The organism is Marinospirillum alkalitolerans, assembly GCF_045055655.1.
Classification (GTDB): Bacteria; Pseudomonadota; Gammaproteobacteria; order Pseudomonadales; family Halomonadaceae; genus Marinospirillum; species Marinospirillum alkalitolerans.
In genome coordinates, this window is sequence record NZ_JBANFI010000001.1 from 334,031 (window position 1) to 359,376 (window position 25,346).

The following is a 25,346-nucleotide window of genomic DNA, read 5'->3' on the forward strand; positions in this document are numbered from 1 at the left end:
TGAGAGCCTATGAATCCCAATCTTGAAAAACTCCATCCCTATCCTTTTGAAAAGCTGGCTCAGCTGACCGCCGAGATTCAGCGTCCTGCCGATCTGGCGCCTATCGCCTTGACTATTGGTGAGCCTCAGCATCCCGCGCCAGCCAAGGTGCTGGAGGCATTACAGCAGGGCTTAAGCCAAGTCAGCCACTATCCGGCGACGCAGGGCAGTTTGGCCTTGCGTCAAGCGATTGCTGATTGGTGTACTCGCCGCTTTCAGTTGGATGCCCAGCCTTTAGACCCAGCAACGCAAGTCCTGCCAGTGAATGGCACGCGTGAAGCGCTGTTTGCTTTTGTGCAAGCGGCGATCGATCCCACTCGCCCTGCCAAGGTGGTGATGCCCAACCCCTTCTATCAGATTTATGAGGGTGCGGCCTTATTGGCTGGCGCAGAGGCACATTATCTGGCGTGTGAAGAAGAAACAGGTTTTCAGCCTGATTTTACTCAGGTGCCAGCTGAAGTTTGGGCCGCTACCCAGCTGGTCTTTATCTGTGCGCCAGGCAATCCTACGGGGGCTTTGCTTTCTGTGGAGCAGCAAAAGCAGCTGATCGCGCTCGCTGATGAGCATGATTTTGTGATCTGCGCTGATGAATGCTATTCCGAGATTTATCATGATGAAGCCCAGCCGCCAGTTGGTTTATTGCAAGTCTGTGCTGAGCTGGGTCGGCAGGATTATGCCCGCTGTCTGGTGTTCCATTCTCTCTCTAAGCGCTCGAACCTGCCTGGTTTGCGTTCCGGCTTTGTGGCGGGGGATGCTCAGTGGGTGCAGCGCTTCTTGCGTTATCGTACCTATCATGGCTGTGCGATGCCGCCTCATCACCAGCTGGCTTCAATCGCCGCTTGGCAGGATGAAGCGCATGTGCGCGAGAATCGTGCCCTGTATCGGCAGAAGTTTGATGCGGTGCTCGATATTTTGACGCCCGTGATGGATGTTCAGCGCCCAGATGCAGGGTTTTATCTGTGGCCGCGCACACCAATTGATGACAGGCTTTTTACCCAGCGCTTGCTGGCCACCCAGAATCTCGCCGTCTTGCCGGGTCGTTATTTATCGCGCGAAGTGGAGGGCCATAACCCTGCAGCAGGGCGCATTCGCCTCGCGCTGGTGGCTGAATTAGCCGCCTGTATCGAAGGCGCGCAGCGGATTCGACGTTTTATTGAAGCAGGCTGCGAGGAAAAAAGGTAAAATGCTCACCGTTTATGGTATCCCGAATTGTCAAACCGTCAAAAAAGCGCGCCAATGGCTGCAAGATCAGGGCCTAGAGTATGCTTTTCACGACTACAAGAAACAGGGCGTTGATGCAGACTGGCTGCGCGATTGCGTTGATCAGCTCGGCTGGGAAGTGCTGGTGAATCGTCGCGGCACCACCTGGCGTCAGCTGCCTGCAGAAGAAAAACAAGCGCTATTGGAGGCACTCGAGCCCTCCGCCCAGCAGGCCTTAGCGATTCAGCTAATGTCCGCTCACCCCAGTTTAATCAAGCGCCCGCTGGTGACAGGCTGTACGCCACTGCTGGTGGGTTTTGATGCCGAGATCTGGCAGCAACAGCTACTGAGCTGAGTAGGGGCTGGGCTGGCTTAACCAATTTATTGATCAATGAGGACAAGAAATGAGCACAACTAAGATTTTTGCCTGTGGCTTTGGTGTAGGCACACAGAATGCAAAAGGTGAGTGGTTGGAAGTCTACTATCCGAAACCTCTGCTGAATCCAGCGCCTGAAATTGTGGAAGCCCTGCAAGCCGCTTGTCAGTACTCAGAAGGCAATCAATCTTGCACTTTGACTGTTGATCGTCTGAGCGCTTTATCTGAAGCGCTGGATGCAGTGAATGCGCATGATTTGGCCGTGATCGCTGAGCAGATGAAGCGCAGCCACCGCCCTCTGGTGATTACGCTGTTGGCAGAAGATGCCGATCCGCAAAGCACGCCTGAAGTCTATTTAAAACTGCACCTGTTATCGCATCGTCTGGTGAAGCCGCACCAAATCAATCTGACTGGCGCTTTTGGTCTGCTGAAGAATGTGGCTTGGACGACCGATGGCGCGATTGACCTTGAAGAGCTACCCGCGCGTCAGCTGCAAGCGCGCATGGAAGGCCGTATCCTCACCGTAGAAAGCATCGATAAATTTCCGCGTATGGCCGATTATGTGATCCCCACAGGTGTGCGGATTGCCGATGCCTCTCGTGTACGCCTGGGTGCCTATTTGGGTGAAGGCACCACGATCATGCATGAAGGTTTCGTCAACTTTAATGCAGGCACTGAAGGTCCCAGCATGATTGAAGGCCGCGTTAGCGCTGGCGTCTTTATTGGTGCCGGTTCTGATTTGGGCGGTGGCTGCTCGACAATGGGCACCCTCTCAGGTGGCGGCAGTATCATCATCAGCGTTGGCGAGCGTTGCTTGCTCGGTGCCAACTCAGGTATCGGTATTCCTCTTGGTGATCGTTGCACCGTTGAGGCAGGCCTGTATTTGACTGCGGGCACCAAGGTGGTGTTGCTGGATGCGGCAGGTCAGGAAGTCAAAACGCTGGCGGCGCGTGAACTGGCAGGCCAGACGGATCTGCTTTTCCGTCGTAACTCACTCAATGGTCGTGTTGAATGCCTCGCTAATCGCTCTGCCGTTGAACTGAATGCCGCACTGCATAAGAACTAGGCTGCTACTTGTTCTTCACGCCTAAGACGGTGTTGCGGATGCCTTCTTGATGTCCATCAGGAAGGCATTTTTGTTCATCTGCACAAGACAAGGTGATTTCTTTTGCTGAGCAGCAGGAGATCTCTTGGTTTCCTACGCAGAAGTGCGCATAATGCACAGCATTCACTTGTCGGAGAAACACCATGAAAATGCTGAACCGCTCAGCCATCAATATCAAGCTGAAGCAGCCATTTGTTGACTGGATTAATGGCTTAGATGATGAGAGCGATGACCTGGTGACCTTGGCTGAAGTTAACCAAGAAGCCACCACCTATCTTGTTCCAGAGTTGGAAGACGGCGAAGATCTCCAAGTGTTTTTGGAAGAACGCTATGTGGATCTGTTTGAGAACGAACTCCTTTCTTGGGAAGAAGATCCTGCCTACTGGCCTGAAGAGCTTTCGCGTGAAGTCTTTGATGCCTTTATTCAGGTTGAGCTGTCTTTCATGGTGTTTGACTTAGATGACCAGGCCCCTCTTTTGGCGCAGGTCGTTGATGAAGATGAAGACCTTGACGAAGAGCGCGAAGACTAAGGAAGTGCGGCGCTGTCTTTGATACAGCGCCTGTTTTTTGCCTGGATGCCCCTTGGGTTGATCTAGGCTTGGTGAGCAGAAGAGAAGACGATGGGACAAGATTGGTTACTCAGTTTCTTCCTGCCCGCGGCGCTCTTTATGATGATGCTCGGGATGGGCATGACCTTATCCGTGGCTGATTTTATGCGTATTGGTCAGGCTCCGCGTGTGATTTTAGCCGGCCTGGCAGGCCAGTTTCTGCTTCCGCCACTGGCCGCTTTGCTGGCCATTTGGGTCTTCGATCTTCCCCCTGTTTTTGCCGCTGGCTTATTGATTCTGAGTTTTGCGCCTAGCGGTGCTTCTTCAAATTTGATGACGTTTCTTTCGCGCGGTGATGTGGCCTTGTCGGTCACCTTGACCGCGATCACCAGCTTGCTTGTTCCCTTTACTTTGCCACTTTTAGCCAGCTGGGTGCTGAACGTCTGGCTCAATCATGATCTGGCGATTCATCTACCACTGCTGCAAACCTGGGCGCAATTGATGCTGGTGTCGCTGCTGCCGATATTCCTTGGTATGCTGCTTGCCGCGCTCTACCCCCGTCTTGCCACTTGGTTGATGCCAAAGATGAAACCGGCATCTGTTGTTTTCTTATTGTTGGTCTTGCTGGCCTTGACTCACAAACACTGGGACAACATGCCGGAGTTCTTGCGTTTGACTGCACCTGCTGTGCTGCTGATGAACTGTGTCGCTTTGGCGGCGGGTTGGTGCTGGGGGCGGCTCTGGCAGATGTCAGCCAAACAGCGTTTGACACTCGGGCTAGAAGTTGGTGTGCAAAATGGTGGTACAGCCTTGGTCGTCACGCTGGTGGTGCTGAATAATCCGGCGATGTCGGTGCCACCGGTGATCTACGGTATTCTGATGCTGGGCCCGAGCCTGGCCTTTGGGTTGGGCTTGTCTTTTTGGCAGCGGCATCTGACTGTCAAGAAGATGCAAACTAGCATAAAATAGACGCTTAAATTAGGCTCGGCCTTCGCTGTGGTGGCTCTATGTATTGCCCTTTATGTGGTGCTCAGGAAACAAAAGTCAATGACTCTCGCCTTGTTGCGCAGGGTGGACAGGTGCGTCGGCGTCGAGAATGCCTCAGCTGTGGTGAGCGCTTTACGACCTATGAAACAGCCGAGCTACACATGCCGCGCATTGTCAAACGAGATGGATCGCGCGAGAGTTTTGAGGAATCCAAACTCCGTGCAGGTCTTTTACGCGCGTTAGAAAAGCGGCCAGTGAAAACAGAAGCGCTGGAAGCCGCCATAGAAAAAATTCGCCAAGAGCTGCGTGCCAGCGGTGAACGAGAAGTCGCCTCCTTGCAGCTTGGCGAGCTGGTGATGCAGCAGTTGAAACAGCTGGATCAGGTGGCCTATATCCGCTTTGCTTCAGTGTATCGTCAGTTTAAAGATCTCAATGAGTTTCGGGCCGAGATCGATCAGCTCGCCCCGCATGAAGCCTTATCCCACAAGGGTGGCTAAGCTGTGTGGCTGGCCGTGCCCTTAATGATCTGCAGGTCAAATCCGTGACGCATGAATTCTATATGGCGCGTGCTTTGCACTTAGCGCGCCAAGCCTATTACACCACCCGCCCGAATCCGCGCGTGGGCTGCGTGCTGGTCAAAGATGGACAGGTGATTGGCGAAGGCGCGCACCAGCGTGCAGGTGAGCCTCATGCTGAGGTCCATGCTTTGCGTGCGGCAGCAGGCCGAGCGCAGGGGGCAACAGCCTATGTGACCTTGGAGCCTTGCAGCCACTTTGGACGTACCCCCCCCTGTGCCGATGCGCTGATTCAAGCTGGCATTGCACATCTGGTGGTGGCGATGCAAGATCCTAACCCCTTGGTGGCAGGGCAGGGCTTGGCTCGGATTGCTGCTGCTGGTATCCAAGTGACCAGTGGGATATTAGAAGACGAAGCGCGTGAGCTGAACCAAGGTTTTGTGCACCGAATGCAAACAGGCCAGCCGTGGGTGATCGCCAAGCAGGCGATGAGTCTGGATGGGCGCACGGCGATGGCCTCAGGTGAGTCGCAATGGATTACCGGCCCAGAGGCCAGAAGTGATGTCCAGCGTTTACGCGCTGAATCCTGCGCTGTGATCACTGGGGTGTCGAGTCTGCTGGCCGATCAATCACGCTTGACGGTGCGTGAAGGTCCTTGGTTAGCGCAGACTGGCTTTATGCAGCCCACGCGCATTATTTTGGATTCTTCCTTACGCACGCCAACCGATGCTGCCTTGTTCCAGGATGCGGCTCCGGTGATGCTGGTGGCTTGTGCGCAAGCGGCACAGCGGCATCCAGAGCGTGTTGAAGCGCTGGTGGGTGCTGGCGCTGAGGTTGTACTCCAACCTAGGCGTTGTGACGAGCGCATTGATCTGCACGCACTGCTGAACCAGCTGGGCCAGCGTCAGATGAATCAAGTGATGATTGAAGCTGGCGCAGCGTTGAGTGGTGCTTTTTTGCAAGCTGGCCTGATCCAGCAGCTTTACTTATATATGGCCCCTCAGTTTTTAGGGGATGCGGCACGAGGTTTATTAAGCCTGCCAGGTGTGGTGCAGCTGCAACAAGCCGCGCAGGTGAGAGTACAGGATGTGCGGGCCGTGGGTCGGGATTGGCGTTTTACCTTGCTCTGTGAGCACCAGAATCGATAAACAAGAGGCAGTTATGACCCTGAATAGTATTGAAGAGATTATTGAAGATCTGCGTCAAGGTAAGATGGTGATCTTGATGGATGATGAAGATCGCGAAAACGAAGGCGATCTGATTATGGCTGCTGAAAAAGTGACGCCAGAGGCGATCAACTTTATGGCGCGTCATGCCTGTGGTCTGATTTGTTTGACGTTGACTTCTCAGCGTTGTGAACAGCTGCGCCTGCCCTTGATGGTGGATCAAAATGGTGCTCAGTTCTCAACCAACTTCACCCTGTCGATAGAAGCCGCCACCGGCGTCACGACCGGTATTTCAGCGGCAGATCGTGCGCGAACTGTCCAGGTGGCCGTCGCACGCAATGCGCAGGCGACGGATATTGTGCAACCTGGGCATATCTTCCCACTGCGCGCCCAGCCCGGTGGTGTGCTGCAGCGTGCTGGACATACAGAGGCAGGCTGTGATCTGGCGGCACTGGCGGGTTTTGAGCCAGCGGCGGTGATTGTCGAAATCATGAATCCTGATGGCACCATGGCGCGTCGCCCTGATCTGGAAGCCTTTGCTGCCGAGCATCAGCTCAAAATTGGCACCATTGCGGATTTGATCCACTATCGCGTGACCAATGAGCATACTGTCACCCCAGGTGAGCGTTATACCCTAGAGACTGAGCATGGTGAGTTTGCTGTGCAGGTTTTTCAGGATCATGTGCAGAAGGTCAATCATCTGGCGCTGGTTAAGGGGCAGCCCAGCCCTGAGCGTCCAACGCTGGTGCGCGTGCATCAAGCGGATACCTATAAGGATTTGCTCGATGCACGTCAGCCAGGCAAAGCCAGCTGGAATGTGCGTCGTTCTTTGCAAGCGATTGCTGAAGCGGGCGAAGGTGTGCTGGTCCTACTGGCCCCTGCTGGAGCTCCAGCGGATCTTGAAGTGCAGCTGAAGCGCTTCCTGGGTCTGGAGCGTGAAGTGCGTACCAGTGCCCAAGATGGCGCAGGCACTTATTTAACCATTGGAACCGGCGCGCAGATTTTACGTGCTTTGGGTGTGGGTAAGATGCGCCTGCTCTCTTCGCCGTTGAAGTTTGGAGCCTTGTCTGGCTTTGATTTAGAAATTGTCGAAACACTGGGTGCAGAATAAGCGCTGATGGGTTTTGATTCTCCACCCTCCTTTAACTTTAGGTTATTGAATATGCAGCAGATTAAAGAAATCCAAGGTCAACTTGGTGCCGTGCAGGGTCAGTTTGTCCTGGTGGTTGGCCGTTTTAATCACTTTGTTGTTGAGAGTCTGGTCGCGGGTGCGGTTGATACCTTGACCCGTCATGGCATTGCGCGCGAGCAGCTAGAAATCGTGCGGGCACCCGGTGCATGGGAGCTGCCTCTGGCCGTTCAGCAGGTGTTAAAGCAGCGTCAGCCAGCGGCGGTGATCGTGCTCGGTGCGGTGATTCGTGGTGGTACGCCCCATTTTGAATATGTGGCCGGCGAGTGTAACTCTGCTCTAGGACGCCTCATGATGGAAAGCAGCACACCGATTGCCAATGGCGTACTGACCGTGAACTCGATCGAGCAGGCAATTGAGCGTTCAGGTACCAAAATGGGTAACAAGGGTTCTGAAGCCGCTGAAGCTGCTCTAGAGATGGTGCATCTGCTGCAGGCGCTGGGACGTTAATATGACCGCTGCAAAGAAAAAGCCCTCTCGTAGTCAGGCCCGCTCTGCGGCACGTCAGCTGACCTTGCAAGCCCTTTATCAATGGCAGATCAGCGGCAATCCTATGCATCAGGTCGAGGCGGCCATTCGCGCTTCTGTCCCAGATGATGGCTTGGAGCCGCATGAGGAAATCACGCTGGTATTACAGCGCGCTGACTTGGCTTACTTTCATGAGTTGGCTCAGCAGATACCGCAAAAGGTGCAAGAGCTGGATAACAGCTATAGTCATTTCCTCGACCGTCGTCTTGAAGAACTCGATCCTGTTGAGCTGGCCTTGCTCCGCTTGGCGGCCTATGAATTGATCTTTCGTCTTGATGTGCCTTATCGCGTCATTATCAATGAGTCTGTTGAGTTGGCGAAGCGCTTTGGTGCCACTGCCAGTCACAAGTACATCAACGGGATTGTGGATAAGCTCGCCCAGCATCAGCGTCGAGCTGAAATCCAAGCGAAGCGCCAATCGCAATAGGCCAAGATCATGGATGAATTTGCACTGATCCAGCAGTACTTCTCTGGTATCGGCACACCGAGTCAGCAGGTGGTGCTGGGTATTGGGGATGATTGCGCCTTGCTCGCAGGGCACACAGGGGAGCAGCTGGCCTTGTCAGTGGATACCTCCTTGCCGGATCGGCATTTTCCCGCTCAGGCTGATCCTTGGGCTATCGGTTGGCGGGCACTGTCTGTTGCTTTTTCTGATCTGAGTGCGATGGCCGCTGAGCCTGTTGGGTTCACCCTGGCACTCAGCCTGCCTGAGCAGGATCCAGCGTGGCTGCAGGCTTTTAGCCAAGGCTTGCGCGCCTTTGCTGAGGCCCAGAGCTGCCCATTGATCGGTGGCGATACGACACGCGGGCCGCTGGCGATTAGTGTACAGGTGATAGGCCGTGCGCCAGCGCATCGTGTATGGCGGCGTCAGGGGGCTCAAGCGGGTGATCTGATCGCCGTGCTGGGTGATCTTGGTGCGGCCTATGCCGGTTTGCAAAGCCTGCTGGGTGATCCTGAATTGGCCCGAGATCGCCATCAATGGGGGGCTGTCGAGCAGGCCTATATGCTGCCAGAAAGTCGCATGCAGGAAGCCTTGCGTCTGCGTGATCAGGTGCCCGTCACTGCTTGTATTGATATCTCAGATGGTCTGCTTGCCGACTGTCAGCACTTATTAGCGGCCTCTGCCGTGGCGGCTGAGCTGGATTTAGCGGCCCTGCCGATTCATCCCTGGTTAAAACACCACTGGACCCCAGAGCAGCAGCTGGATGCCGCCTGTGAAGGGGGGGATGATTATGCCCTGTTGCTGACTTTGCCTGCGACAGCCTGGCCACGCGCTCATCAGCTCTGCCCTCACCTTACCATCATTGGCCGCTGTGTCGCTGGCGCGGGTATGCGCAATCAAGCCGGTGCGCCTTTAGCGCCGCGTGGATTTAAGCACTTCTGAATAACGCGGCGCACTTGCCGTAAGGATCAACACTATGCCCAGAAATCAAGTTCCAGCTTCCGTCTGGCGTCATCCCGTGCATTTTTTGGCCTTTGGGCTGGGTAGTGGTGCCGCACCCTGGGCACCAGGTACCTTTGGGACCTTGGCCGCTGTGCCCCTGTATTTCTTGTTAGCACAGCTGACGCCTGTCTTGTATGTCCTGCTGACCTTACTGGCTTTTCTGCTTGGCTGCTGGCTCTGTGGTAAAACATCGCGTGATATTGGTGTGCATGATCATGGCGGTATTGTATGGGATGAGTTTGTCGGTTATTGGATCACGATGGCTTTTTTACCTGTGAATTGGATATGGGCGTTGGCAGGATTTATCTTGTTTCGTTTTTTCGATATTATTAAACCTTGGCCGATTCGTTGGTTAGATCAACGCGTTTCTGGTGGTTTTGGTATTATGATTGACGATGTCCTCGCAGGTATTTATGCGTGGATTATATTGTTTTTTGTCTATTATGTTGTTTTCTAGTATGGATATTATGTCGAGGTGGGGATGAAAAAGTATTTGGCAATAGGTGGTGCGGCTCTGGTTGTGCTGGGTGGCGTGACGTTGAAGACAGGTTCGACCTATGAGGCAGAAAGTCGTCGTGCGCTCGAACTGGCCTTGTCTGATCCAACTCTGGAACTAGTGAGCCATCAGGTTGACTCAGGCTTCTTCGGTTCGCAGGAGGCGTTGGTTCTGGCAATGGATCTGGGCTATGGTGATCGTTTATTGCTGCGCTCAACAAGCCAGGCGCGTTACTTCCCTGGCTGGGCCAGTTTTAAAGGTGGTATGGAAATCGAGATAGAAGAAGAGTATGGCAAGATCACGAGTATTAATGATTTCTTAAATCAGCCTGCTTTTCCTTATCAGGGTACGGCCAATTGGCGTGGTGCTCAGCTGAGTTTTGATATTCCTGATATTGATATTAATGAAGAGGGTATTGAAATTGCTCTACGTGATTTAAACCTCGAAATGCGTTATCGCTTTGGTGGTGAAACCAAGCTCGAACTGGGCATTGGTGCGATTGATATTGCTGAGGCCAGGAGTGAAGATGGTTTGCGCTTACGCCATTTGAGCGCTGTTGCTGAGCAGGAAGGCGAGTATCCCTGGGTCCGTTCCAGCCTGACACTGGATCTGGAATCCTTGGACTTTGTAGAGCAAAGCGGTTGGAATTCCACCAGTCTGAGCTTGGCCGGTTTAACCTTGCAGCAGCAGATGAGCCTGACGCCTGCGGCGCTGGACTATGCAATAACAATGAGTCAGGACACTTTCAGTATGAATGATGTTTTCATGCTGAATGACTTCGCTCTAGAGATGCATACAGAGAATATTCCAGGAGAGCCTGCTGCTAATCTGCTTGATATCTTTGTCAATGAGATACGTGGTGAAGAAAAATCGGCAGATGCTGTGAATATGATGCGCTATGTCACTGAGCTTCTCGCGGCTTCTCCGGCTCTGGTCGTGGATCAAATGCGCTTTCAGATGGATATGATGGGTGAAGAGATCAGTGAAAACCTCTTTGCTCGTTTGGGATTCAATGGGGAAGGCTTAGAGCCAGCTTTGGTCGAATCAGTGCTGTTTGATATGGGGCCTCGTCATCAGCGTTATGAAAACGAAGAAGCCTTCTTTGCGCGTCTTCAGTTGCGTGCAGAGTTACAAGAGCTGAGTGCCAGCCTGCTGAATGGCATGATGCTGCCTATCCCTACTGACTACCTAGTTGACGAAGGTCCACAGGTCTTTTTGCTCGAAAACGGTGAGTTCACCCTAAATGGACAGCCGCTCAGCCTCTAGTTTTTGACTAGATGCAGAAATAAAAAAACCGCTGTCATTGCAGCGGTTTTTTTTGAGCCCAGCTTTTAGTCATCAAAATCAAAGTCATCTTCAATTTGACGCCGCAAGCGCCTTTCTTCGAGCAGCGCTTCTATCATGCGCCGCTTGGCCAAAGGTGAGATCTCCTTCTCTGCGAGCTTGTCCTTACTACTCAGTTCGAGCTCATAGTCTTCATCATTGACAGCAGATTCAAAGACATCATCATCATCGACATAGCTGGTTTCTTCACTACCCATAAGGCGGCTCCAAAAGTGGTCTGTTTCACACCTGCTATATAGGATTTTTTAGCTCAGAAGACAAGCTTTTTTTATTCGCCAGAGGCTGGGTAGTCGCTTTCGCCTGTATGGCGCATTTTGAATTCCATCAGCTCAGTGACATCTTTTTGTACGCCAATATAGTATTGCAGCTGATCTTCTTCATTGTAGACGGGGGTAATAGAAAGCTCATTCCAGAATAAAGAGCCGTCTTTACGATAGTTGCGCAGGACTTCACGGCAGGGGCGGCCTTGCTTAAGGGCTTCGCGTACACGATCAAGGCCCTGCTGATCTTGATCGCCATTTTGCAAAAAGCGGCAATCCTGATAAAGGATCTCATCAGCAGTATAACCTGTGAGCCGCTCAAAGCCTTGATTGACGTAGATCAGGATATGCTCGTCGCCTTCTAGCTCAGCAACAACAATGCCGTCCTGCGATTCGTTGACGATTTTTTCAAGCAGCTCTGGGCTAATGGTGGGGGTTCGGCTCATAGCGAGGAGGTTCCTGGTCAAAAGGGTGCTGCCACTATGCCGATTTCTGCTACAAAACTCAATACAGCACAGGTCTGAGGCGGCAGGACCTGTGCTGGATTCTAAGAAACTGCCATGATTTGCAGCGGTAGCTCATCTGATTCTGGAAGATCGAGCAGGCTGCGCAGATCAGCAGGATTGTTGAGCAGTTGGGCCAAGGTATAGCCCTCAAGTACCGCCAGAAAAGCTTCCTGAGCTTGACGCAGCATTGGCTTCAGCTCACAGGCACTGGTGATCGGGCAGGTCAGCTTTTGACAATCGACGACTTCAAGCGTGGTTTCAAAATCGCGTACCAGTTGTGCCAGATTAATGGTGTGTGGATCGCGTTCGAGCCGTAAGCCACCGTACTTGCCACGCACTGTCTGGATATAGTCCATCTGGCCAAGTTTATGTACGATTTTCATCAGGTGATTGCGGGAGATCGCAAAGTGATAGGCGATATCGCTAATGGTGACCAAGCGTTCATCCTTTTGTACGCCTAGAAACATCAGCACACGCAAAGCATAGTCAGTTTGTCGTGTGAGTTGCATCTCAATTCCTCCGTGGATTGATAGTCCAAGCCTGGCTGCTGAAAATCAAAAAAAGTGACTCAGGCGCAACCTTGCCAGAGCCACCTACAGTCATGTTATGACACATCAAACACAAGCATCATAACATTCACGCGCTGGCGTCTTGTGAGCTTTTGCAGCCAAAACGTGCTTTCTTATGCTCTTTTGTTAATCCAGTTTTGTTTGTTGCGCCAGCCTGGGCTTTTAGTGGCTATACTCCGCTGCACGGAGTGCCTTGGCGAAGGTTTCGAGCTGCTGGGCACAGTCCTCACGCGATTGGTTGACAGCAGTTGCAATCGCCAGCTCGATCAGCAGTTCCAGTTCTTCAAAATGCTTGATCCCAACATGATCGCGTCCACTTTGGCTGAGCTTGTCCTTGAATGCAGCCACAACCCGCTGAGCATGGTCAGTATGTTCACCTTTGGCGAGAGGGAGATCACTCATCATCAACTCCTTGTTGAATGCAGTTAAATATTGGGGTTCGAGAGGACTTCAGCCGCACTGGCGACCAACAGAGGATCAGGCGCTGCCACGACTTCATCATCACGATTCGCATAGGGGATGCTGGATAACAGCTGACGCATGGCGGCTAAGCGTGCCCGTTTTTTATCATCCGACTTAATCACTGTCCAAGGTGCTTGGCTCTTATGGGTGTGCAAGAACATGGCTTCTTTGGCGCGGCTATAGTCATCCCATTTATCGAGTGAGGCCAGATCAACAGGGGAGAGCTTCCATTGCTTGAGTGGATCTTTGCGCCGTGCCATAAAGCGGCGGAACTGCTCATTGCGTGAGACAGAGAACCAGAATTTAAAAAGCCGGATACCACTATCGACCAGCATCTGCTCAAAAACCGGCGTTTGGTGTAAAAACTGGACATATTCTTCTTGAGTACAAAAGCCCATCACCCGCTCGACACCCGCGCGGTTATACCAGGAGCGGTCAAACAGAATGATTTCGCCTGCCGCGGGTAAATTCTGGATATAGCGCTGGAAGTACCATTGGGTTTTCTCGCGCTCAGAGGGCTTTTCCAGTGCAACAACATGCGCGCCCCGTGGGTTGAGATGTTCCATCATCCTTTTAATCGTGCCGCCCTTACCTGCAGCATCACGGCCTTCAAATAAAATAACCACACGCTCGCCTTCTTCTTTGATCCAGCGCTGCATCTTCAGCAGCTCGATCTGGAGCAGGCGTTTTTGCGCCTCATACTCACGGCGGGTGATTTTCTTGCTGTAAGGATATTGGCCTGTCTCAAAAGGACTGGCTGGCGCTTCATTGGCTTCAAGCGGATGGGCGGTTGCCGCAACGGGGGCTGGACTGAGATGCTCAGTGGTGTCAGCAGTGGTTGCGGCTTCGGTGGGGGTGACCGTGGTGTTCATCAAAGACCTCCTGTTGTCTTGCTGATTAGGGCTGGATGCAAAGCGGTTCTGGTGGCCTCAGCAGGGCCGAGGTCAGGGGTGATCATCCGCATGAGTCACCCGAATGGATCAGAGATACCTTAATCGAGCAGCGGCGCTAACTCAAGCCAAACCAGCTCGAGGATATGGGGTTGTGCCTCTGCTGTGGGATGTATGCCATCAGCCTGCATCAAGTGAGGTTGATCCGCGATGCCCTCTAATAAGAAAGGGACAAAAGGAAGCTGATAACGCTCGGCAAGACGCGAGAAGACCTGGCGGAATTCTTCGCTATAGCGCGAACCATAATTCGGTGGGATTTGAATTCCGATCAGCAGAGGTTGCGCATTGGCTTCTTGAGTCAGCAGAATCATCCGCTCGAGTTGCTGTTCGATGCGGGCGGTGGGCAGGCCGCGTAGGCCATCATTGCCACCAAGCTCAATCAGAACCAGTTGGGGTTGATGCTGTCTGAGCAAAAACGGCAAGCGATTGAGTCCGTTGGCACTGGTATCGCCACTGATCGAGGCATTGATCACCTGCCAGTGGGGGGCCTGCTCAGCAAGGCGATCTGCCAGCAAACTGACCCAGCCTTGGTTTTCTGGCATATTGTAGGCCGCACTTAAACTATCCCCAACCACCACAAGGCGAGCCGTCGCTGGCTCAGCTGGATCGCTGGCGGCAAGCAACAGGCTGGGTTGCAGCAGACTCAGCACACAGCAGATCAACATGACGAGTCGAAGCGATGTCCATCCTTGGGTGAGGCGTTGGGCCCTTGATGCTGATGGTCGATCCCCCCTTGGCGAAGCTGCATCACCCTTATAGCGGTCTGGATGGGCAAGATGATCAACAAGATCTTTATTGATAACAGGATAGAACATGGATACCACTCCCCCGAAAAGCGAATTATCAGCCGTTGTCTTGGAAGCCCAAGGTTTGGGTTATCGTCTCACACAAGAGGCCGGAGAGCTGATTATTCTTGATGATATCCACTTATCTGTCTATCAGGGAGAAAGTGTAGCCATCCTCGGGCCTTCTGGTTCTGGCAAGTCCACCCTCTTGGCTTTACTGGCGGGTTTGGATGTCCCAACCCAGGGTCAGTTGACCTGGCGACAACAGCCCTTTAGTCAATTAGATGAGGATGCCCGTGCGCTGATTCGTGCGCAAGAGGTGGGATTTATCTTTCAATCCTTTCAGCTGCTGCCTGAACTGACGGCCCTTGAAAATGTGGCCCTGCCACTGGAATTGCGTGGCGAGAAGCAAGCCCTGCATCTGGCGCGTCAGCAGCTAGAGCAGGTCGGTTTGGCTGCACGGGCGCAGCATCGCCCTCATCAGATGTCAGGTGGTGAGCAGCAGCGTGTGGCCATTGCGCGGGCTTTTGCGGCCCAGCCCCAGGTGCTTTTTGCGGATGAACCCACTGGCAATCTGGATGGAGACAATGGTGCCAAGGTTGCGGATCTGTTGTTTGCATTGAATGACCAGACACATCAGCCTTTAACGCTGATTTTGGTCACCCATGATGAAGCCTTGGCGCAGCGTTGTCAGCGTATTGTGCGGCTCAAATCTGGCCGTATCGCCGCTATCGAAGCTGGAGGCGCAGCATGATGCAAGAGGCCGCTCTGGCTGCACGCTTGCTGTGGCGCGGTGTGCGTGCAGGTGAATACCGTGTCTTGATTTTGGCGCTGCTATTGGCCGTCAGTTGCTCAACACTGCTGGCTGTTCTCGGTGAGCGTATGCAGGGTGCGCTGTCTTTTGAGGCTTCGCGTCTGGCTGGAGGGGATCTGGTGGTGTCGGGTCGTCAACCGGCTGATCCCGAGCTGATCTCTTGGCTGGAAGCCTCTGGCTTGGCCTATAGCGAAAGCGCAAGCATGACCAGTATGGCTGCGACAGAGGCGGATCTGTTGCTGGTCAGTGTGCAGGCGGTGGGCGATCGCTACCCGCTGCTGGGTCAGGTGCGGCTCAGTGACGCCGAGGGTGAGCGGCGCGTCAGCCATCCCCCCGCCGTGGGCGAGATCTGGATAGAGCCAGCTGTCGCCATACGTTTGGGTCTTGAGCTAGGGCAAACGCTGACGTTGGGAGATACTGATCTGCAGGTTACCCATTGGTTGCTTGAAACGCCTGAGCAGCGCGGGGGTTTTAGCCAGTTTTCGCCCAGTGTGATGGTGCATCTGGCAAGTTTAGAACAGAGCGCCTTGCTGGCGGCCCTCAGTCGCGCCCAGTGGCGCTTAGGGCTCAGGCTGGATGCCGCTGAGTCAGAGCCTCTTATCACTGAGCTACGCCAACGTTTGCGTGATGATCAACGCTTGCGCCTGTTGGAGGAGGATCAGCCTGCCTTGGCCCGCGCCTTGGATGAGGGGCAGCGTTTCCTCAATATGGCCGGTTTAGTGGCGATTCTGCTGGCGGCGCTGGCGATTGCGCTGGCTATGCAAAGACAGGTTCGGCGTCAAGCCAAAGAGGTGGCCCTGCTGCGTTGCATGGGGCGCACGCGCGGACAGGTGGCCCGCTTGTTGGTATTCCAGTTTGTCTGGCTGGGTCTGCTGGTCGGGCTATTGGGCGGCGCACTGGGTTATCTGGCGCACCTGGGTTTGGTCGCGCTCTTGGCCCCCTTGCTCCCGTTGACCCTGCCCGAGCCTAGCTTATGGCCTTTGCTGCTGGCGCTTGTTTCATCTTGGTTGCTGCTTTTAGGACTGGCGCTGGCTCCGATTCTCTCTTTGGCGCAGGTCAGCCCGCTGGCTGTTTTGCAAGCTCGCCCTTGGAAGATCAGCTTGGCTTCGGGTTTGACCTATAGCCTCGCGCTGCTGAGCGTGGTGTTGATAGGTTATGCTTTGTCAGGAGATCTACTGCTCAGTGCAGCAACGCTCCTGGGTCTGCTGCTGGTCGGGCTTTTGGTGGCCGCTTGTGGCTGGTTGTTGCTCAAGCTGTTCGGCATGAGTTTGCAAAGCCTCAGCTGGAGCTGGCGTCAAACCTACCGTCGATTGATGGGGCATCCAAACGAAACCCTGCTCCAGCTGGGCACCTTTACCCTGGCCTTTACTGCGATTTTGCTGGTGGGCCGTGCAGGCACTCAGCTGGTCGGCGACTGGCAGGCACAGCTACCGCAAGAAGCACCCAATCACTTTGCTGTCGATATCCAGCCCTATGAAAAAGACGACTTTGTGGATTTTCTAGATACGCGTGGCTTGATGCATAGTCGTATCTACCCGCTGGTGAGAGGGCGGCTGACGGAGATTAATGATCAAGCCGCTTTAGAGGCTGTACCGCCTTCTGGTCGAGAAGACAACACGCTTCGGCGTGAGCTGAATCTCACATGGACATCGGCCTTGCCAGAAGGCAATCAGCTGCTAGAAGGACAGTGGTGGCCTGATCTTGCCACCCCTCTAGAAGGCCGAGCGCCGATTTCGATCGAGCAAGGCATGGCCGAGCGTTTGGGTTTGACGCTGGGTGATCAGCTGCTGTTTCAGGTGGCTGGCACGCCGGTTCTGACTCAAGTCGTCAGTGTGCGTGAAGTGGATTGGCAGAGTTTTCAGCCCAACTTTTATGTGATCTTTCCGCCAGATGTGCTTGAGGTCTATGGCTACACCTATCTAGCAAGCTTTTATCTGGATGCGCAGCAGAACCTGTTGATCCGTGATCTGGCACGGGCTTTTCCAGGTGTGGCGCTTCTGGATATTCGTGCGATTCTTGATCAGGCAGAAGGCGTGCTGCGTCAGCTGAGTCAGGGCATTCACTATTTGCTGGCTTTTGTCCTGTTGGCGGGTTTGCTGGTGACCTGGGCGCTGATGATGGCCAGTCTGGATGCGCGCCAGAAGGAGCAAGCACTGCTGAAAGTGCTGGGCCTGACACGTCGGCGTTTATTGATCCGTCAACTGCTGGAGTTTGCTGCCATCGGCTTGATTGCTGGATTATTAGCGGCTGGGCTGGGGGAGCTGCTCTATGCGTTGATAGCCGATCAGCTGCTGAATCTGCACTGGCGTCCGGCACCGAGTTACTGGTTGCTGCCGCCTCTGGTGGGGGCGCTGCTGCTGAGTGCTTGTGCTTATCTGGCCTTGCGTCCGACCTTTGAGATGGCACCGCATCGATTGATGCAGCGCCTCAGTGGTTCGGGTTAAAGGCCTGCTTGTGAGCTCACTCAGCCCCACCGCCAAGGGTTGCCTTGCGGCGGGGCGAGCGCACGGAGGGACTTGCTACCTGATCAGCCGCATTGCATTATGAGCCTTTACTGAACAAAGAGTCGAGGTTCGAGTGGCTGATTCACCCCTATTACCGCGTGTGAATGCATTAACCCAGCATCCAGCGCGTGAAAGTCTCTATCAAGAGCTGCACGCGCGCCCTTTTCCTGTCATTGCTTCACCAGTGCGTGTCTCTCATCTGGCGTTGTTGGTCGATGAGCAGCAGCGTGAACAAGATTACCACCACCTCTGTCAGCTCTGCGCCCGCTATGGCGTGCATCCGCCAACACCAGAAGAAAACAGCTATACCCAGAAACTCGGTGAGCTTGAAGTGCGTTGGGAAAGGCACCTTGAATTTGTGACCTATACCTTTATTCGCCCCGGTCGTCAGGGCCTGCCCTTCTCACAGCAAGCCCTCGCACTCTTGCCTGCAGATTGGCTAGAAAAGATACCTGGCCTGTTAGTTGTGGCGCTGCATCTTGAAGTCCTGTCTCCAGAAGATAGTCTCTTGGATCGTGAAACCCTGGCCAGCTGCTTTGAAGGCCAGCGTTTGGTCAGTGGCCGCTTGATGGAGGGAGCCGCGACCTTGTGGAGTGCGTTTCGTCTGCATGGCGATGCGTGTGGACGGATTCTGCTCCACAATCACGGCTTGAATGATAATCAGACAGGACGCCTGATTCTGCGTGTACTGGAGCTAGAAACCTACCGCTTGATGGCTTTGCTGGGCGCGCGGCCCTCGCGTGAGTTAGCGCCAGTATTGCGCCAGCTGGATCAGCGTCTGGCCACGATTATTGCACAGCTTTCCGAAGCAGAAGGGCTAGAAGAAGAGCGCCATCTGTTGCGTCAGCTGACATCAATGGCTGCAGAAATCGAGCGCTATAGCGCCGATACCCTATCACGCTTTTCTGCGACTCAGGCGTATTACCAGCTGGTGATGCGCCGTTTAGAAGAACTCAAGGAAAGACAGTCAGGCCCTAACTTTACACTCAGTGCTTTTTTCAGTCGGCGTTTAACGCCAGTGGCCCATACCTGCTCTTCGATCAGTGAACGCTTGCAGGATCTGGCCTCGCGGATTGAGCGCGCAGGTGATCTGATCCGCACGCGTGTCGACCTTAAGCTGGAAGAGCAGAACCGGCGCTTGCTGGCCTCAATGAACCGCCGTTCGCGCTTACAGCTCAGGATGCAAGAGACGGTAGAAGGTTTATCTATTGCGGCAATCAGCTATTATGGCATCAGCCTTTTGCGCTATGTTTTTGGTGCGATGGAGCCGCTTGGCGTGCCACTTAACAAGGATATCGCGACAGCGCTTGCCGTGCCGGTGGTGATTACCGGTGTCTGGTGGATTACGCATCGTATCAAGCGCTTTATTGTCGAAGCGAGTGATCCTGATCGCGAGCACTCATCCAAGCCATAAGCGCTCGCTAGTTTTGCTGCACCAATCACACCCTAATCTTGCTTTGATGGAGAACACCACAATGGGTCAAGTACAACAGCAAATACAGACCAAACTGGAGCAGGCCTTATCTCCTCAGTGGCTGACGATAGAAAATGAAAGTGATCAGCACAGTGGGCCAGCAGGCCGAGAGAGTCATTTTAAGGTCACTTTGGTCAGCCCACTTTTTGCAGGGCTGTTGCCAGTGAAGCGTCACCAGAAGGTTTACAGCCTGCTTTCAGAAGAGCTGGCGGGTTCAGTGCATGCGCTGGCGCTGCATCTTTACACGCCGCAAGAGTGGGAGCGGGCGGGTGCGCAGCGCCCTGATTCGCCCTCCTGTCTTGGAGGTGGCCGCTAGGCGTTGAGGCAAGCTAGGTCTCGCGCTCGCCCTTGAGGAGAGCCGTGCGGCCAAAGGCTAGTAGTGAGGTGGTTTTTCATCCATTAAGCTTTGCAATAAGCTGCCGCCCTGTTGTTGAGATGCCGTGCCATCGACATTCTGGCGAGAAGAAAGGTTTTCTAGACGCGCATGGAGGACACGCAGCTGCTCCTGTAACTGCAAGAGTTCCAAGCTTTGATGGGTGACCTGTTGATTAAGCTGCTCGAGCAGGTCATCCTGAAAAGCCAGTTGAGATTCAAGCGTGATGAGTCGGTCTTCGTATTGATTCATGATAAATTAGCGCTTACCTTGTTCGGGCATTTTGAGGGCAGGATGGGTATAATGCTCCTGATGGATAAGAACTTCATTCTATTTTGTTGTAAGGATTCTGAGAAAATCTATGCTGAATAATACACTGATAAGAAATATTGTGGTGAGTCTCGTTGTGGCTTTACTGGCACCTTTGGTGCTCCCGATTTTACTGATTGAGCCTGCCAATCTGGGTGGGACAACGGGTCAGGTGAAAGCCTATCTGCTGGTTTTTGTTTTGCTGATGTTTGGCGCCAGTATCAACGAAGCACTGCGCCTCAAGGCTCAGCAAAAAAAGTCCTACTCTTCTTCTGCGCAAGCAGCAGATGACGATTTTGATGATGAAGATGACCAAGACACCAGCCGTGAAGAAGGTGTGGTCAAGTGGTTTAACGTCAACAAGGGCTTTGGTTTTATTATTCGTGATCTGGGTGGCGAGGTTTTTGTGCACTTTCGCTCGATTCGTGGTTCAGGTCATCGCACCCTTAGAGAAGGCCAGCGTGTACGCTTTGTCGCTGTTGATGGTGAAAAAGGCTTACAGGCAGAAGACGTTTCTATTCTGAATCGTTAAGCTTAATTTTATTGCTGGCCCTGCTTCTTCTATAGAGAAACAGGGCCTTATTGTTATACGTTGGCTTGAGAGACCTCAATCGAAGCGGCGAGCGATTCCAGCAACCCGCTATAGATTTCGCTCAGCTGCTCTAAATCAGCAGCGGCCACTCGTTCATTGACTTGATGAATGGTCGCGTTGACTGGCCCCAGTTCAACCACCTGAGCACCGGTTGGCGCAATAAAGCGTCCATCCGAGGTGCCGCCAGAGGTCGAAAGCTGCGTCTGACGTCCTGTCACCTGCTTGATGGCTGTTTGGGCGGCGGCCACGAGGCTGCCTTCTGCGGTTAAAAAGGGCAGGCCACTCAATTGCCACTCGATCACATAATCCAATTGATGGGCTTTTAGGATGGCCTCGGTACGCGCTTGAATGGCTTCGGCCGTCAGCTCGGTTGAGAAGCGCCAGTTAAATAGCACTTCTAGCTCACCTGGCACCACATTCGTTGCCCCCGTTCCGGCATGGATATTCGAAATCTGAAAGCTGGTCGCGGGGAAGAAGGCATTCCCCTGATCCCAGACTTCCTCGGTCAGCGCGGTGAGCGCTGGCGCGGCCAGATGAATGGGGTTGCGTGCCAGATGTGGGTAGGCAACATGGCCCTGCTTGCCCTTGATGATCAGGCGACCGCCGAGTGATCCACGGCGTCCGTTCTTGATCACATCGCCCACCTGGGTTGTACTGGAAGGCTCGCCCACCAGACACCAGTCGATTTTCTCATTGCGCTCTTCTAGCCATTCGACCACCTTCACCGTGCCGTTTTTGGCTGGACCTTCTTCATCGCTGGTCAGCAGTAAGGCCAGATCTATTTGCGGATGGGGATGGCGTGTCAAAAAGACCTCTAAAGCCTCAATAAAGGCGGCAATACTGCCTTTCATATCGGCCGCACCACGGCCGCGCAAAAAACCTTCGCTATCGATTTCAGGTGTAAAAGGGTCTGTCTCCCAGCGCTCTTGTGGGCCTGGGGGCACAACATCCGTATGTCCGGCAAAGCAGAATAAAGGCTGCTGCTGGCCACGGCGTGCCCATAGATTATCCACCTCACCAAAGGGGAGGCGATAGAGGGTGAAGCCCAGCTTCTCAAGGCGTTGGCTCAGGTAATCCAAACAGCCTGCATCTTCTGGTGTGACGGAGGGGCGGCGAATCAGTTCAAAAGCGGTCGTCAGGGTCGGGGAGAGTGAGGTCATGATTTCTCTTATTCAGTAGGCAGTCAAAAAAGCAAAAATAGCTTATAGTGGAACGTTATTTTTTAAGATGGCTGGGCTTATCGTAAACTAAACAGGCTGGTTCTATCCAGCGTGTCGGATGGAGTAGGGTGGATGAGGATAAAAAGGCAGTGGGGATGGGCTTTGGGTGTGCTCCTTGCCTGCGTGGTGTTTTCGGCTCAAGCGGTGCAGGAGATCGATAACCCCTTTGGTGTGCGTATTGCGCTGCCTGAGCATTGGTTGAAGCTGACGCAAGAACAGTTAAGCACTGTCGATCCTGTTGAGGGAGAGAACAGCATCGATTTACCACTTGAGACACGCCAGCTGCTTTCTGCACAACTGCGTGCCGGTGGCGTGATGCTGATTTTCAATACCCAGCCCAGCGAGCAGGATTTTTACGACAATATCACCGTGATTGAGATCGAAGATCAGGTGCCAGAAGCAGCGGCGCAGATTCGCCAGACTTGTCAGGCCTTACCGCGCGTGCTGAGCCAGCGTTTAGGTCAAACGATCCGCTTGGATCAGTGCGCTGGGCGTGAAATCTCTGGTTTTCCGGCTTTTATTCTTGCCTACCCAGGCAAAACACCAGCCACACAGATTGTGCAGTATATGATTCAGATCGGACAAAACCGCAGTCTGGTTTTTACACTCGCCTATCATCAGCAGCGCCCTGAAAGCCTCGCCGCTTTTGAACAGTTGATCACCGATTTAGAACTGCGTGCGCCTTAATCTCGTTCAGATTCAAGTCGATCAGAACGCGTTGGTCGACTTGAATGCGCAAGAGGTGCCCTATACGCAAGAAGTGCCCTAGAGGGATCAAATGGCCGCTGATGCGCAGTAGGGCACAGGCGGATTGGAGTGGAGTTCATCCTGCCCCTTAGGTAAAATGATCTGTTTTCTTCATGGCTCTGGTGTCATCGAGACGCCAAGAATCTTGCCAACCATTTATTTGCCAACCTAGTGGAGAGCTTTCCAGATGCTGGAAATCAACCCTTTTGTCTCCCTCAGTAAAGATATGCAGGCACGCGCAGACGTGTTGAGGGGGTATCTTTGACTATGCCGAAAAGAAAGAGCGTCTTGAAGAAGTCACGCGCGAACTAGAGCAGCCGGATGTCTGGAACGAACCAGAACGCGCTCAGGCATTGGGTAAAGAACGTGCCCAGCTTGAACAGATAGTGCACACGCTGGATACGCTGGATGCGGGTTTAACAGATGCGCGTGATTTGCTTGAATTGGCCGCTGCTGAAGATGATCAGGATACCCTGGATGCCGTCGATGCCGATTTGCAAGCTCTGCTCAAGCAGCTTGAGGGCCTGGAGTTTCGGCGCATGTTCTCCGGTGAAATGGACCCAATGAATGCCTATCTGGATATTCAGGCCGGTTCTGGTGGCACTGAAGCCCAAGACTGGGCCAGCATGATGCTGCGCATGTATCTGCGCTGGGCTGATGCACACGGCTTCAAAACAGAAGTTGTCGAGCTTTCCGATGGTGAGGTGGCGGGTATTAAATCTGCCACGCTGCGCATTGAAGGCGACTATGCCTATGGCTGGCTCAGAACAGAGACCGGTGTGCATCGTCTCGTGCGCAAAAGTCCTTTTGACTCTGGCGGACGCCGTCATACCTCTTTCAGCTCAGTTTTTGTGGCACCTGAGGTCGATGATAGCTTTGAAATCGATATCAATCCCGCCGATTTACGTGTGGATGTTTATCGTGCCTCCGGAGCGGGTGGTCAGCACGTTAACCGGACTGAATCTGCGGTACGGATCACCCACTTGCCGACCAATACTGTTGTTGCCTGTCAGACACAGCGCTCGCAGCATGCCAACAAGGATTTTGCGATGAAGCAGCTCAAAGCCAAGCTTTGGGAGCTGGAAATGCAAAAGCGCAATGCAGAAAAGCAAAAGCTCGAAGACTCGAAGGCCGATATCGGCTGGGGTAGCCAGATCCGCTCTTATGTTCTGGATGATTCGCGCATTAAAGATTTACGCACAGGGGTAGAGAATCGCAACACCCAGGCCGTGCTGGATGGCGATCTTGATAAATTTATTGAAGCCAGCTTAAAACAGGGGCTATAAAATGACTGAAACAACCGCAGCAGAGCCAGAGAGCCATCGTCTTAGTGAAGAAGATAACAAGCTGATTGCGGAGCGACGCCAGAAGCTGGCCCAACGACGCGCTCAGGGTCAGGCCTTTCCTAATCATCTGCGCCGCGATGCCCTTGCTGGTGATTTGCAGCAAGAACTGGGCGCTTTGAGCAAAGAAGAGCTAGAAGCGCTGGGACGTCGTGCTCAGGTGGCTGGCCGTGTGATGCGGATGCGTGGCCCCTTTATTGTGATTCAGGATGTCAGCGGCCAGATCCAGCTGTATGTGGATAAAAAAGGCCTTGAAGAAAGCCAGCGTGACGATATCAAAACCTGGGATCTGGGTGATCTGGTCTATGCACAAGGGGTGATCCACAAATCAGGCAAGGGCGATTTGTATGTGCATATCGAACACAGTCAGCTGCTGACCAAGAGCCTGCGTCCGCTGCCTGATAAGTTTCATGGCTTGGCGGATCAGGAAATGCGCTATCGTCAGCGCTATGTCGATCTGATCGTGAATGCCGAATCGCGCCACTGCTTTGCCGTGCGTTCTAAGGTCATCAGTGGCATTCGCCGCTTTATGGAAGCGCGTCAGTTTATGGAGGTCGAAACCCCCATGCTGCAAGTGATTCCCGGTGGTGCCACGGCGCGGCCTTTTGTGACTCATCACAATGCCTTGGGTCAGGATATGTACCTGCGTATCGCGCCCGAGCTTTACCTCAAGCGCTTGGTGGTGGGCGGCTTTGAGAAGGTTTACGAGATCAATCGTAACTTCCGCAATGAAGGCCTCTCCACCCGTCATAACCCAGAATTTACGATGATCGAGTTCTACTGGGCCTATGCGGACTACCGTGATTTGATGGACTTCACCGAAGCGCTGCTGAAAAATCTGGCTGAAGAAGTGCTGGGCACCACTCAGGTTCCTTATCAGGGTGAGGTGTTCGAGTTTGGTCAGCCCTTCCAGCGTTTGACAATGCAAGAAGCCATTATCCAGTATGGTGAGGGCATCAGTGCGGCGGATCTGGCCACGCGTGAGGCCGCAGCGGCTGTCGCTGAGCGTCTAAAAATCCAGGTGAAGCCTATTTGGGGTCTGGGGCGCATCATCACCGAAATCTTTGAAGAAGTCGCCGAGCACCAGCTGCGTCAGCCCACCTTCATTACTGAATATCCCGCCGAGGTTTCGCCTTTGGCGCGGCGTAATGATGCCAACCCAGAAGTGACCGATCGCTTTGAATTCTTTATTGGAGGGCGTGAGATTGCCAATGGCTTCTCAGAGCTGAACGATGCTGAAGATCAGCGTGATCGCTTCTTGGAGCAGGTCAAGGAAAAAGAAGCTGGAGATGATGAGGCGATGTTCTATGATGCGGATTATATTCGTGCATTAGAATACGGCTTGCCACCAACGGCAGGTGAAGGGATAGGGATAGATCGTCTGGTGATGCTGTTTACCGACAGCCCCTCGATCCGTGATGTCTTGCTCTTCCCTGCGATGCGCCCTGAAGCCGACTAAGTGTGGCTAGGCTCGTATGAGCCAGCTCACAGCTCAAGCCCT

General features: G+C 53.6%; 29 protein-coding genes. 21 read left to right on the plus strand and 8 right to left on the minus strand.

The window, feature by feature from the left end; translation table 11 throughout:
- Positions 1-9 precede the first annotated feature (9 nt).
- From dapC to V6U78_RS01555, 13 genes are all read left to right on the plus strand, one after another.
- Positions 10-1,221, plus strand: a complete 1,212-nt coding sequence (gene dapC / locus V6U78_RS01495; protein WP_405336470.1) for a succinyldiaminopimelate transaminase — start codon at positions 10-12, stop codon at positions 1,219-1,221.
- A 1-nt stretch (position 1,222) separates the two neighbouring features.
- Entirely contained in the window at positions 1,223-1,594 is a 372-nt protein-coding gene (locus tag V6U78_RS01500) for an ArsC family reductase (protein WP_405336472.1), read from the plus strand.
- Between the two features lie 49 nt (positions 1,595-1,643).
- Entirely contained in the window at positions 1,644-2,681 is a 1,038-nt protein-coding gene (gene dapD, locus V6U78_RS01505; protein ID WP_405336474.1) for a 2,3,4,5-tetrahydropyridine-2,6-dicarboxylate N-succinyltransferase, read from the plus strand.
- Between the two features lie 182 nt (positions 2,682-2,863).
- Positions 2,864-3,250 (plus strand): hypothetical protein, encoded by a 387-nt coding sequence (locus V6U78_RS01510; RefSeq protein ID WP_405336476.1) that lies wholly within the window; start codon positions 2,864-2,866, stop codon positions 3,248-3,250.
- Positions 3,251-3,340: 90 nt separating this feature from the next.
- A complete protein-coding gene (locus V6U78_RS01515) occupies positions 3,341-4,237 on the plus strand; it encodes a bile acid:sodium symporter family protein (RefSeq protein WP_405336478.1) in 897 nt (298 codons plus the stop codon).
- A 38-nt stretch (positions 4,238-4,275) separates the two neighbouring features.
- Positions 4,276-4,752, plus strand: a complete 477-nt coding sequence (gene nrdR / locus V6U78_RS01520; protein ID WP_405336480.1) for a transcriptional regulator NrdR — start codon at positions 4,276-4,278, stop codon at positions 4,750-4,752.
- Positions 4,753-4,757: 5 nt separating this feature from the next.
- Positions 4,758-5,918 carry a bifunctional diaminohydroxyphosphoribosylaminopyrimidine deaminase/5-amino-6-(5-phosphoribosylamino)uracil reductase RibD gene (gene ribD, locus V6U78_RS01525; protein ID WP_405336482.1) on the plus strand — a complete coding sequence of 387 codons (1,161 nt, stop codon included), beginning with the start codon at positions 4,758-4,760 and terminating at the stop codon, positions 5,916-5,918.
- A gap of 13 nt (positions 5,919-5,931) precedes the next feature.
- A complete protein-coding gene (gene ribBA, locus V6U78_RS01530) occupies positions 5,932-7,047 on the plus strand; it encodes a bifunctional 3,4-dihydroxy-2-butanone-4-phosphate synthase/GTP cyclohydrolase II (RefSeq protein WP_405336484.1) in 1,116 nt (371 codons plus the stop codon).
- Between the two features lie 51 nt (positions 7,048-7,098).
- The gene (ribH, locus tag V6U78_RS01535) at positions 7,099-7,575 is read left to right on the plus strand and encodes a 6,7-dimethyl-8-ribityllumazine synthase (RefSeq protein ID WP_405336486.1); all 477 of its coding nucleotides are present in this window, start codon (positions 7,099-7,101) and stop codon (positions 7,573-7,575) included.
- Position 7,576: 1 nt separating this feature from the next.
- Positions 7,577-8,080, plus strand: coding sequence for a transcription antitermination factor NusB (nusB, locus tag V6U78_RS01540; protein WP_405336488.1), 504 nt, complete (start codon positions 7,577-7,579; stop codon positions 8,078-8,080).
- 9 nt (positions 8,081-8,089) lie between these two features.
- On the plus strand, positions 8,090-9,037 hold the full coding sequence (gene thiL, locus V6U78_RS01545; protein WP_405336490.1) for a thiamine-phosphate kinase: 948 nt from the start codon (positions 8,090-8,092) through the stop codon (positions 9,035-9,037).
- Positions 9,038-9,071: 34 nt separating this feature from the next.
- Entirely contained in the window at positions 9,072-9,554 is a 483-nt protein-coding gene (locus V6U78_RS01550) for a phosphatidylglycerophosphatase A family protein (protein ID WP_405336492.1), read from the plus strand.
- Between the two features lie 24 nt (positions 9,555-9,578).
- Positions 9,579-10,859 (plus strand): YdgA family protein, encoded by a 1,281-nt coding sequence (locus V6U78_RS01555; protein ID WP_405336493.1) that lies wholly within the window; start codon positions 9,579-9,581, stop codon positions 10,857-10,859.
- 65 nt (positions 10,860-10,924) lie between these two features.
- On the opposite strand, the gene V6U78_RS01560 is transcribed toward V6U78_RS01555, so the two are convergent.
- From V6U78_RS01560 to V6U78_RS01585, 6 genes are all read right to left on the minus strand, one after another.
- Positions 10,925-11,134, minus strand: a complete 210-nt coding sequence (locus V6U78_RS01560; protein WP_405336494.1) for a PA3496 family putative envelope integrity protein — start codon at positions 11,132-11,134, stop codon at positions 10,925-10,927.
- 71 nt (positions 11,135-11,205) lie between these two features.
- Entirely contained in the window at positions 11,206-11,643 is a 438-nt protein-coding gene (locus V6U78_RS01565) for a PAS domain-containing protein (protein ID WP_405336496.1), read from the minus strand.
- 101 nt (positions 11,644-11,744) lie between these two features.
- Positions 11,745-12,212, minus strand: a complete 468-nt coding sequence (locus V6U78_RS01570; protein WP_405336498.1) for an RrF2 family transcriptional regulator — start codon at positions 12,210-12,212, stop codon at positions 11,745-11,747.
- A gap of 222 nt (positions 12,213-12,434) precedes the next feature.
- Positions 12,435-12,674, minus strand: a complete 240-nt coding sequence (locus V6U78_RS01575) for a hypothetical protein (protein WP_405336500.1) — start codon at positions 12,672-12,674, stop codon at positions 12,435-12,437.
- Positions 12,675-12,697: 23 nt separating this feature from the next.
- Complete coding sequence (gene ppk2, locus V6U78_RS01580) at positions 12,698-13,606, minus strand: polyphosphate kinase 2 (RefSeq protein ID WP_405336502.1); 909 nt, start codon at positions 13,604-13,606, stop codon at positions 12,698-12,700.
- A 119-nt stretch (positions 13,607-13,725) separates the two neighbouring features.
- Positions 13,726-14,499, minus strand: a complete 774-nt coding sequence (locus V6U78_RS01585) for an arylesterase (RefSeq protein ID WP_405336504.1) — start codon at positions 14,497-14,499, stop codon at positions 13,726-13,728.
- Between V6U78_RS01585 and V6U78_RS01590 the strand changes: the two genes are divergently transcribed.
- The 4 genes from V6U78_RS01590 to V6U78_RS01605 all read left to right on the plus strand — a co-directional run bounded on the left by V6U78_RS01590 (position 14,498) and on the right by V6U78_RS01605 (position 19,577).
- Positions 14,498-15,223, plus strand: coding sequence for an ABC transporter ATP-binding protein (locus V6U78_RS01590; protein WP_405336506.1), 726 nt, complete (start codon positions 14,498-14,500; stop codon positions 15,221-15,223). The two genes, V6U78_RS01585 and V6U78_RS01590, sit on opposite strands and share 2 nt — an antisense overlap.
- Positions 15,220-17,727, plus strand: a complete 2,508-nt coding sequence (locus V6U78_RS01595; protein WP_405336508.1) for an ABC transporter permease — start codon at positions 15,220-15,222, stop codon at positions 17,725-17,727. The genes V6U78_RS01590 and V6U78_RS01595 overlap by 4 nt, the downstream gene beginning before the upstream one ends.
- Before the next feature lie 133 nt (positions 17,728-17,860).
- Positions 17,861-19,201, plus strand: a complete 1,341-nt coding sequence (locus V6U78_RS01600) for a DUF3422 family protein (RefSeq protein ID WP_405336510.1) — start codon at positions 17,861-17,863, stop codon at positions 19,199-19,201.
- 61 nt (positions 19,202-19,262) lie between these two features.
- A complete protein-coding gene (locus V6U78_RS01605) occupies positions 19,263-19,577 on the plus strand; it encodes a BolA family protein (RefSeq protein WP_405336512.1) in 315 nt (104 codons plus the stop codon).
- Positions 19,578-19,634: 57 nt separating this feature from the next.
- On the opposite strand, the gene V6U78_RS01610 is transcribed toward V6U78_RS01605, so the two are convergent.
- A complete protein-coding gene (locus V6U78_RS01610) occupies positions 19,635-19,886 on the minus strand; it encodes a SlyX family protein (protein WP_405336514.1) in 252 nt (83 codons plus the stop codon).
- A gap of 109 nt (positions 19,887-19,995) precedes the next feature.
- On the opposite strand from V6U78_RS01610, the gene V6U78_RS01615 reads away from it, so the two are divergent.
- Positions 19,996-20,475 (plus strand): cold-shock protein, encoded by a 480-nt coding sequence (locus V6U78_RS01615; RefSeq protein WP_405336516.1) that lies wholly within the window; start codon positions 19,996-19,998, stop codon positions 20,473-20,475.
- 53 nt (positions 20,476-20,528) lie between these two features.
- Here V6U78_RS01615 and dapE read toward each other — a convergent pair whose 3' ends face one another.
- The gene (dapE, locus tag V6U78_RS01620; protein ID WP_405336518.1) at positions 20,529-21,695 is read right to left on the minus strand and encodes a succinyl-diaminopimelate desuccinylase; all 1,167 of its coding nucleotides are present in this window, start codon (positions 21,693-21,695) and stop codon (positions 20,529-20,531) included.
- Positions 21,696-21,827: 132 nt separating this feature from the next.
- Here dapE and V6U78_RS01625 point away from each other — a divergent pair, with 132 nt between their 5' ends.
- The 3 genes from V6U78_RS01625 to lysS all read left to right on the plus strand — a co-directional run bounded on the left by V6U78_RS01625 (position 21,828) and on the right by lysS (position 25,304).
- On the plus strand, positions 21,828-22,442 hold the full coding sequence (locus V6U78_RS01625) for a hypothetical protein (RefSeq protein WP_405336520.1): 615 nt from the start codon (positions 21,828-21,830) through the stop codon (positions 22,440-22,442).
- A gap of 247 nt (positions 22,443-22,689) precedes the next feature.
- Positions 22,690-23,788, plus strand: a protein-coding gene (prfB, locus tag V6U78_RS01630; protein WP_405336522.1) for a peptide chain release factor 2 whose coding sequence is annotated in 2 segments (ribosomal slippage) — positions 22,690-22,764 and positions 22,766-23,788 — 1,098 coding nt in all. Because the reading frame shifts where the segments join, the coding sequence is not laid out codon by codon here.
- A 1-nt stretch (position 23,789) separates the two neighbouring features.
- On the plus strand, positions 23,790-25,304 hold the full coding sequence (lysS, locus tag V6U78_RS01635; protein ID WP_405336524.1) for a lysine--tRNA ligase: 1,515 nt from the start codon (positions 23,790-23,792) through the stop codon (positions 25,302-25,304).
- Positions 25,305-25,346 lie beyond the last annotated feature (42 nt).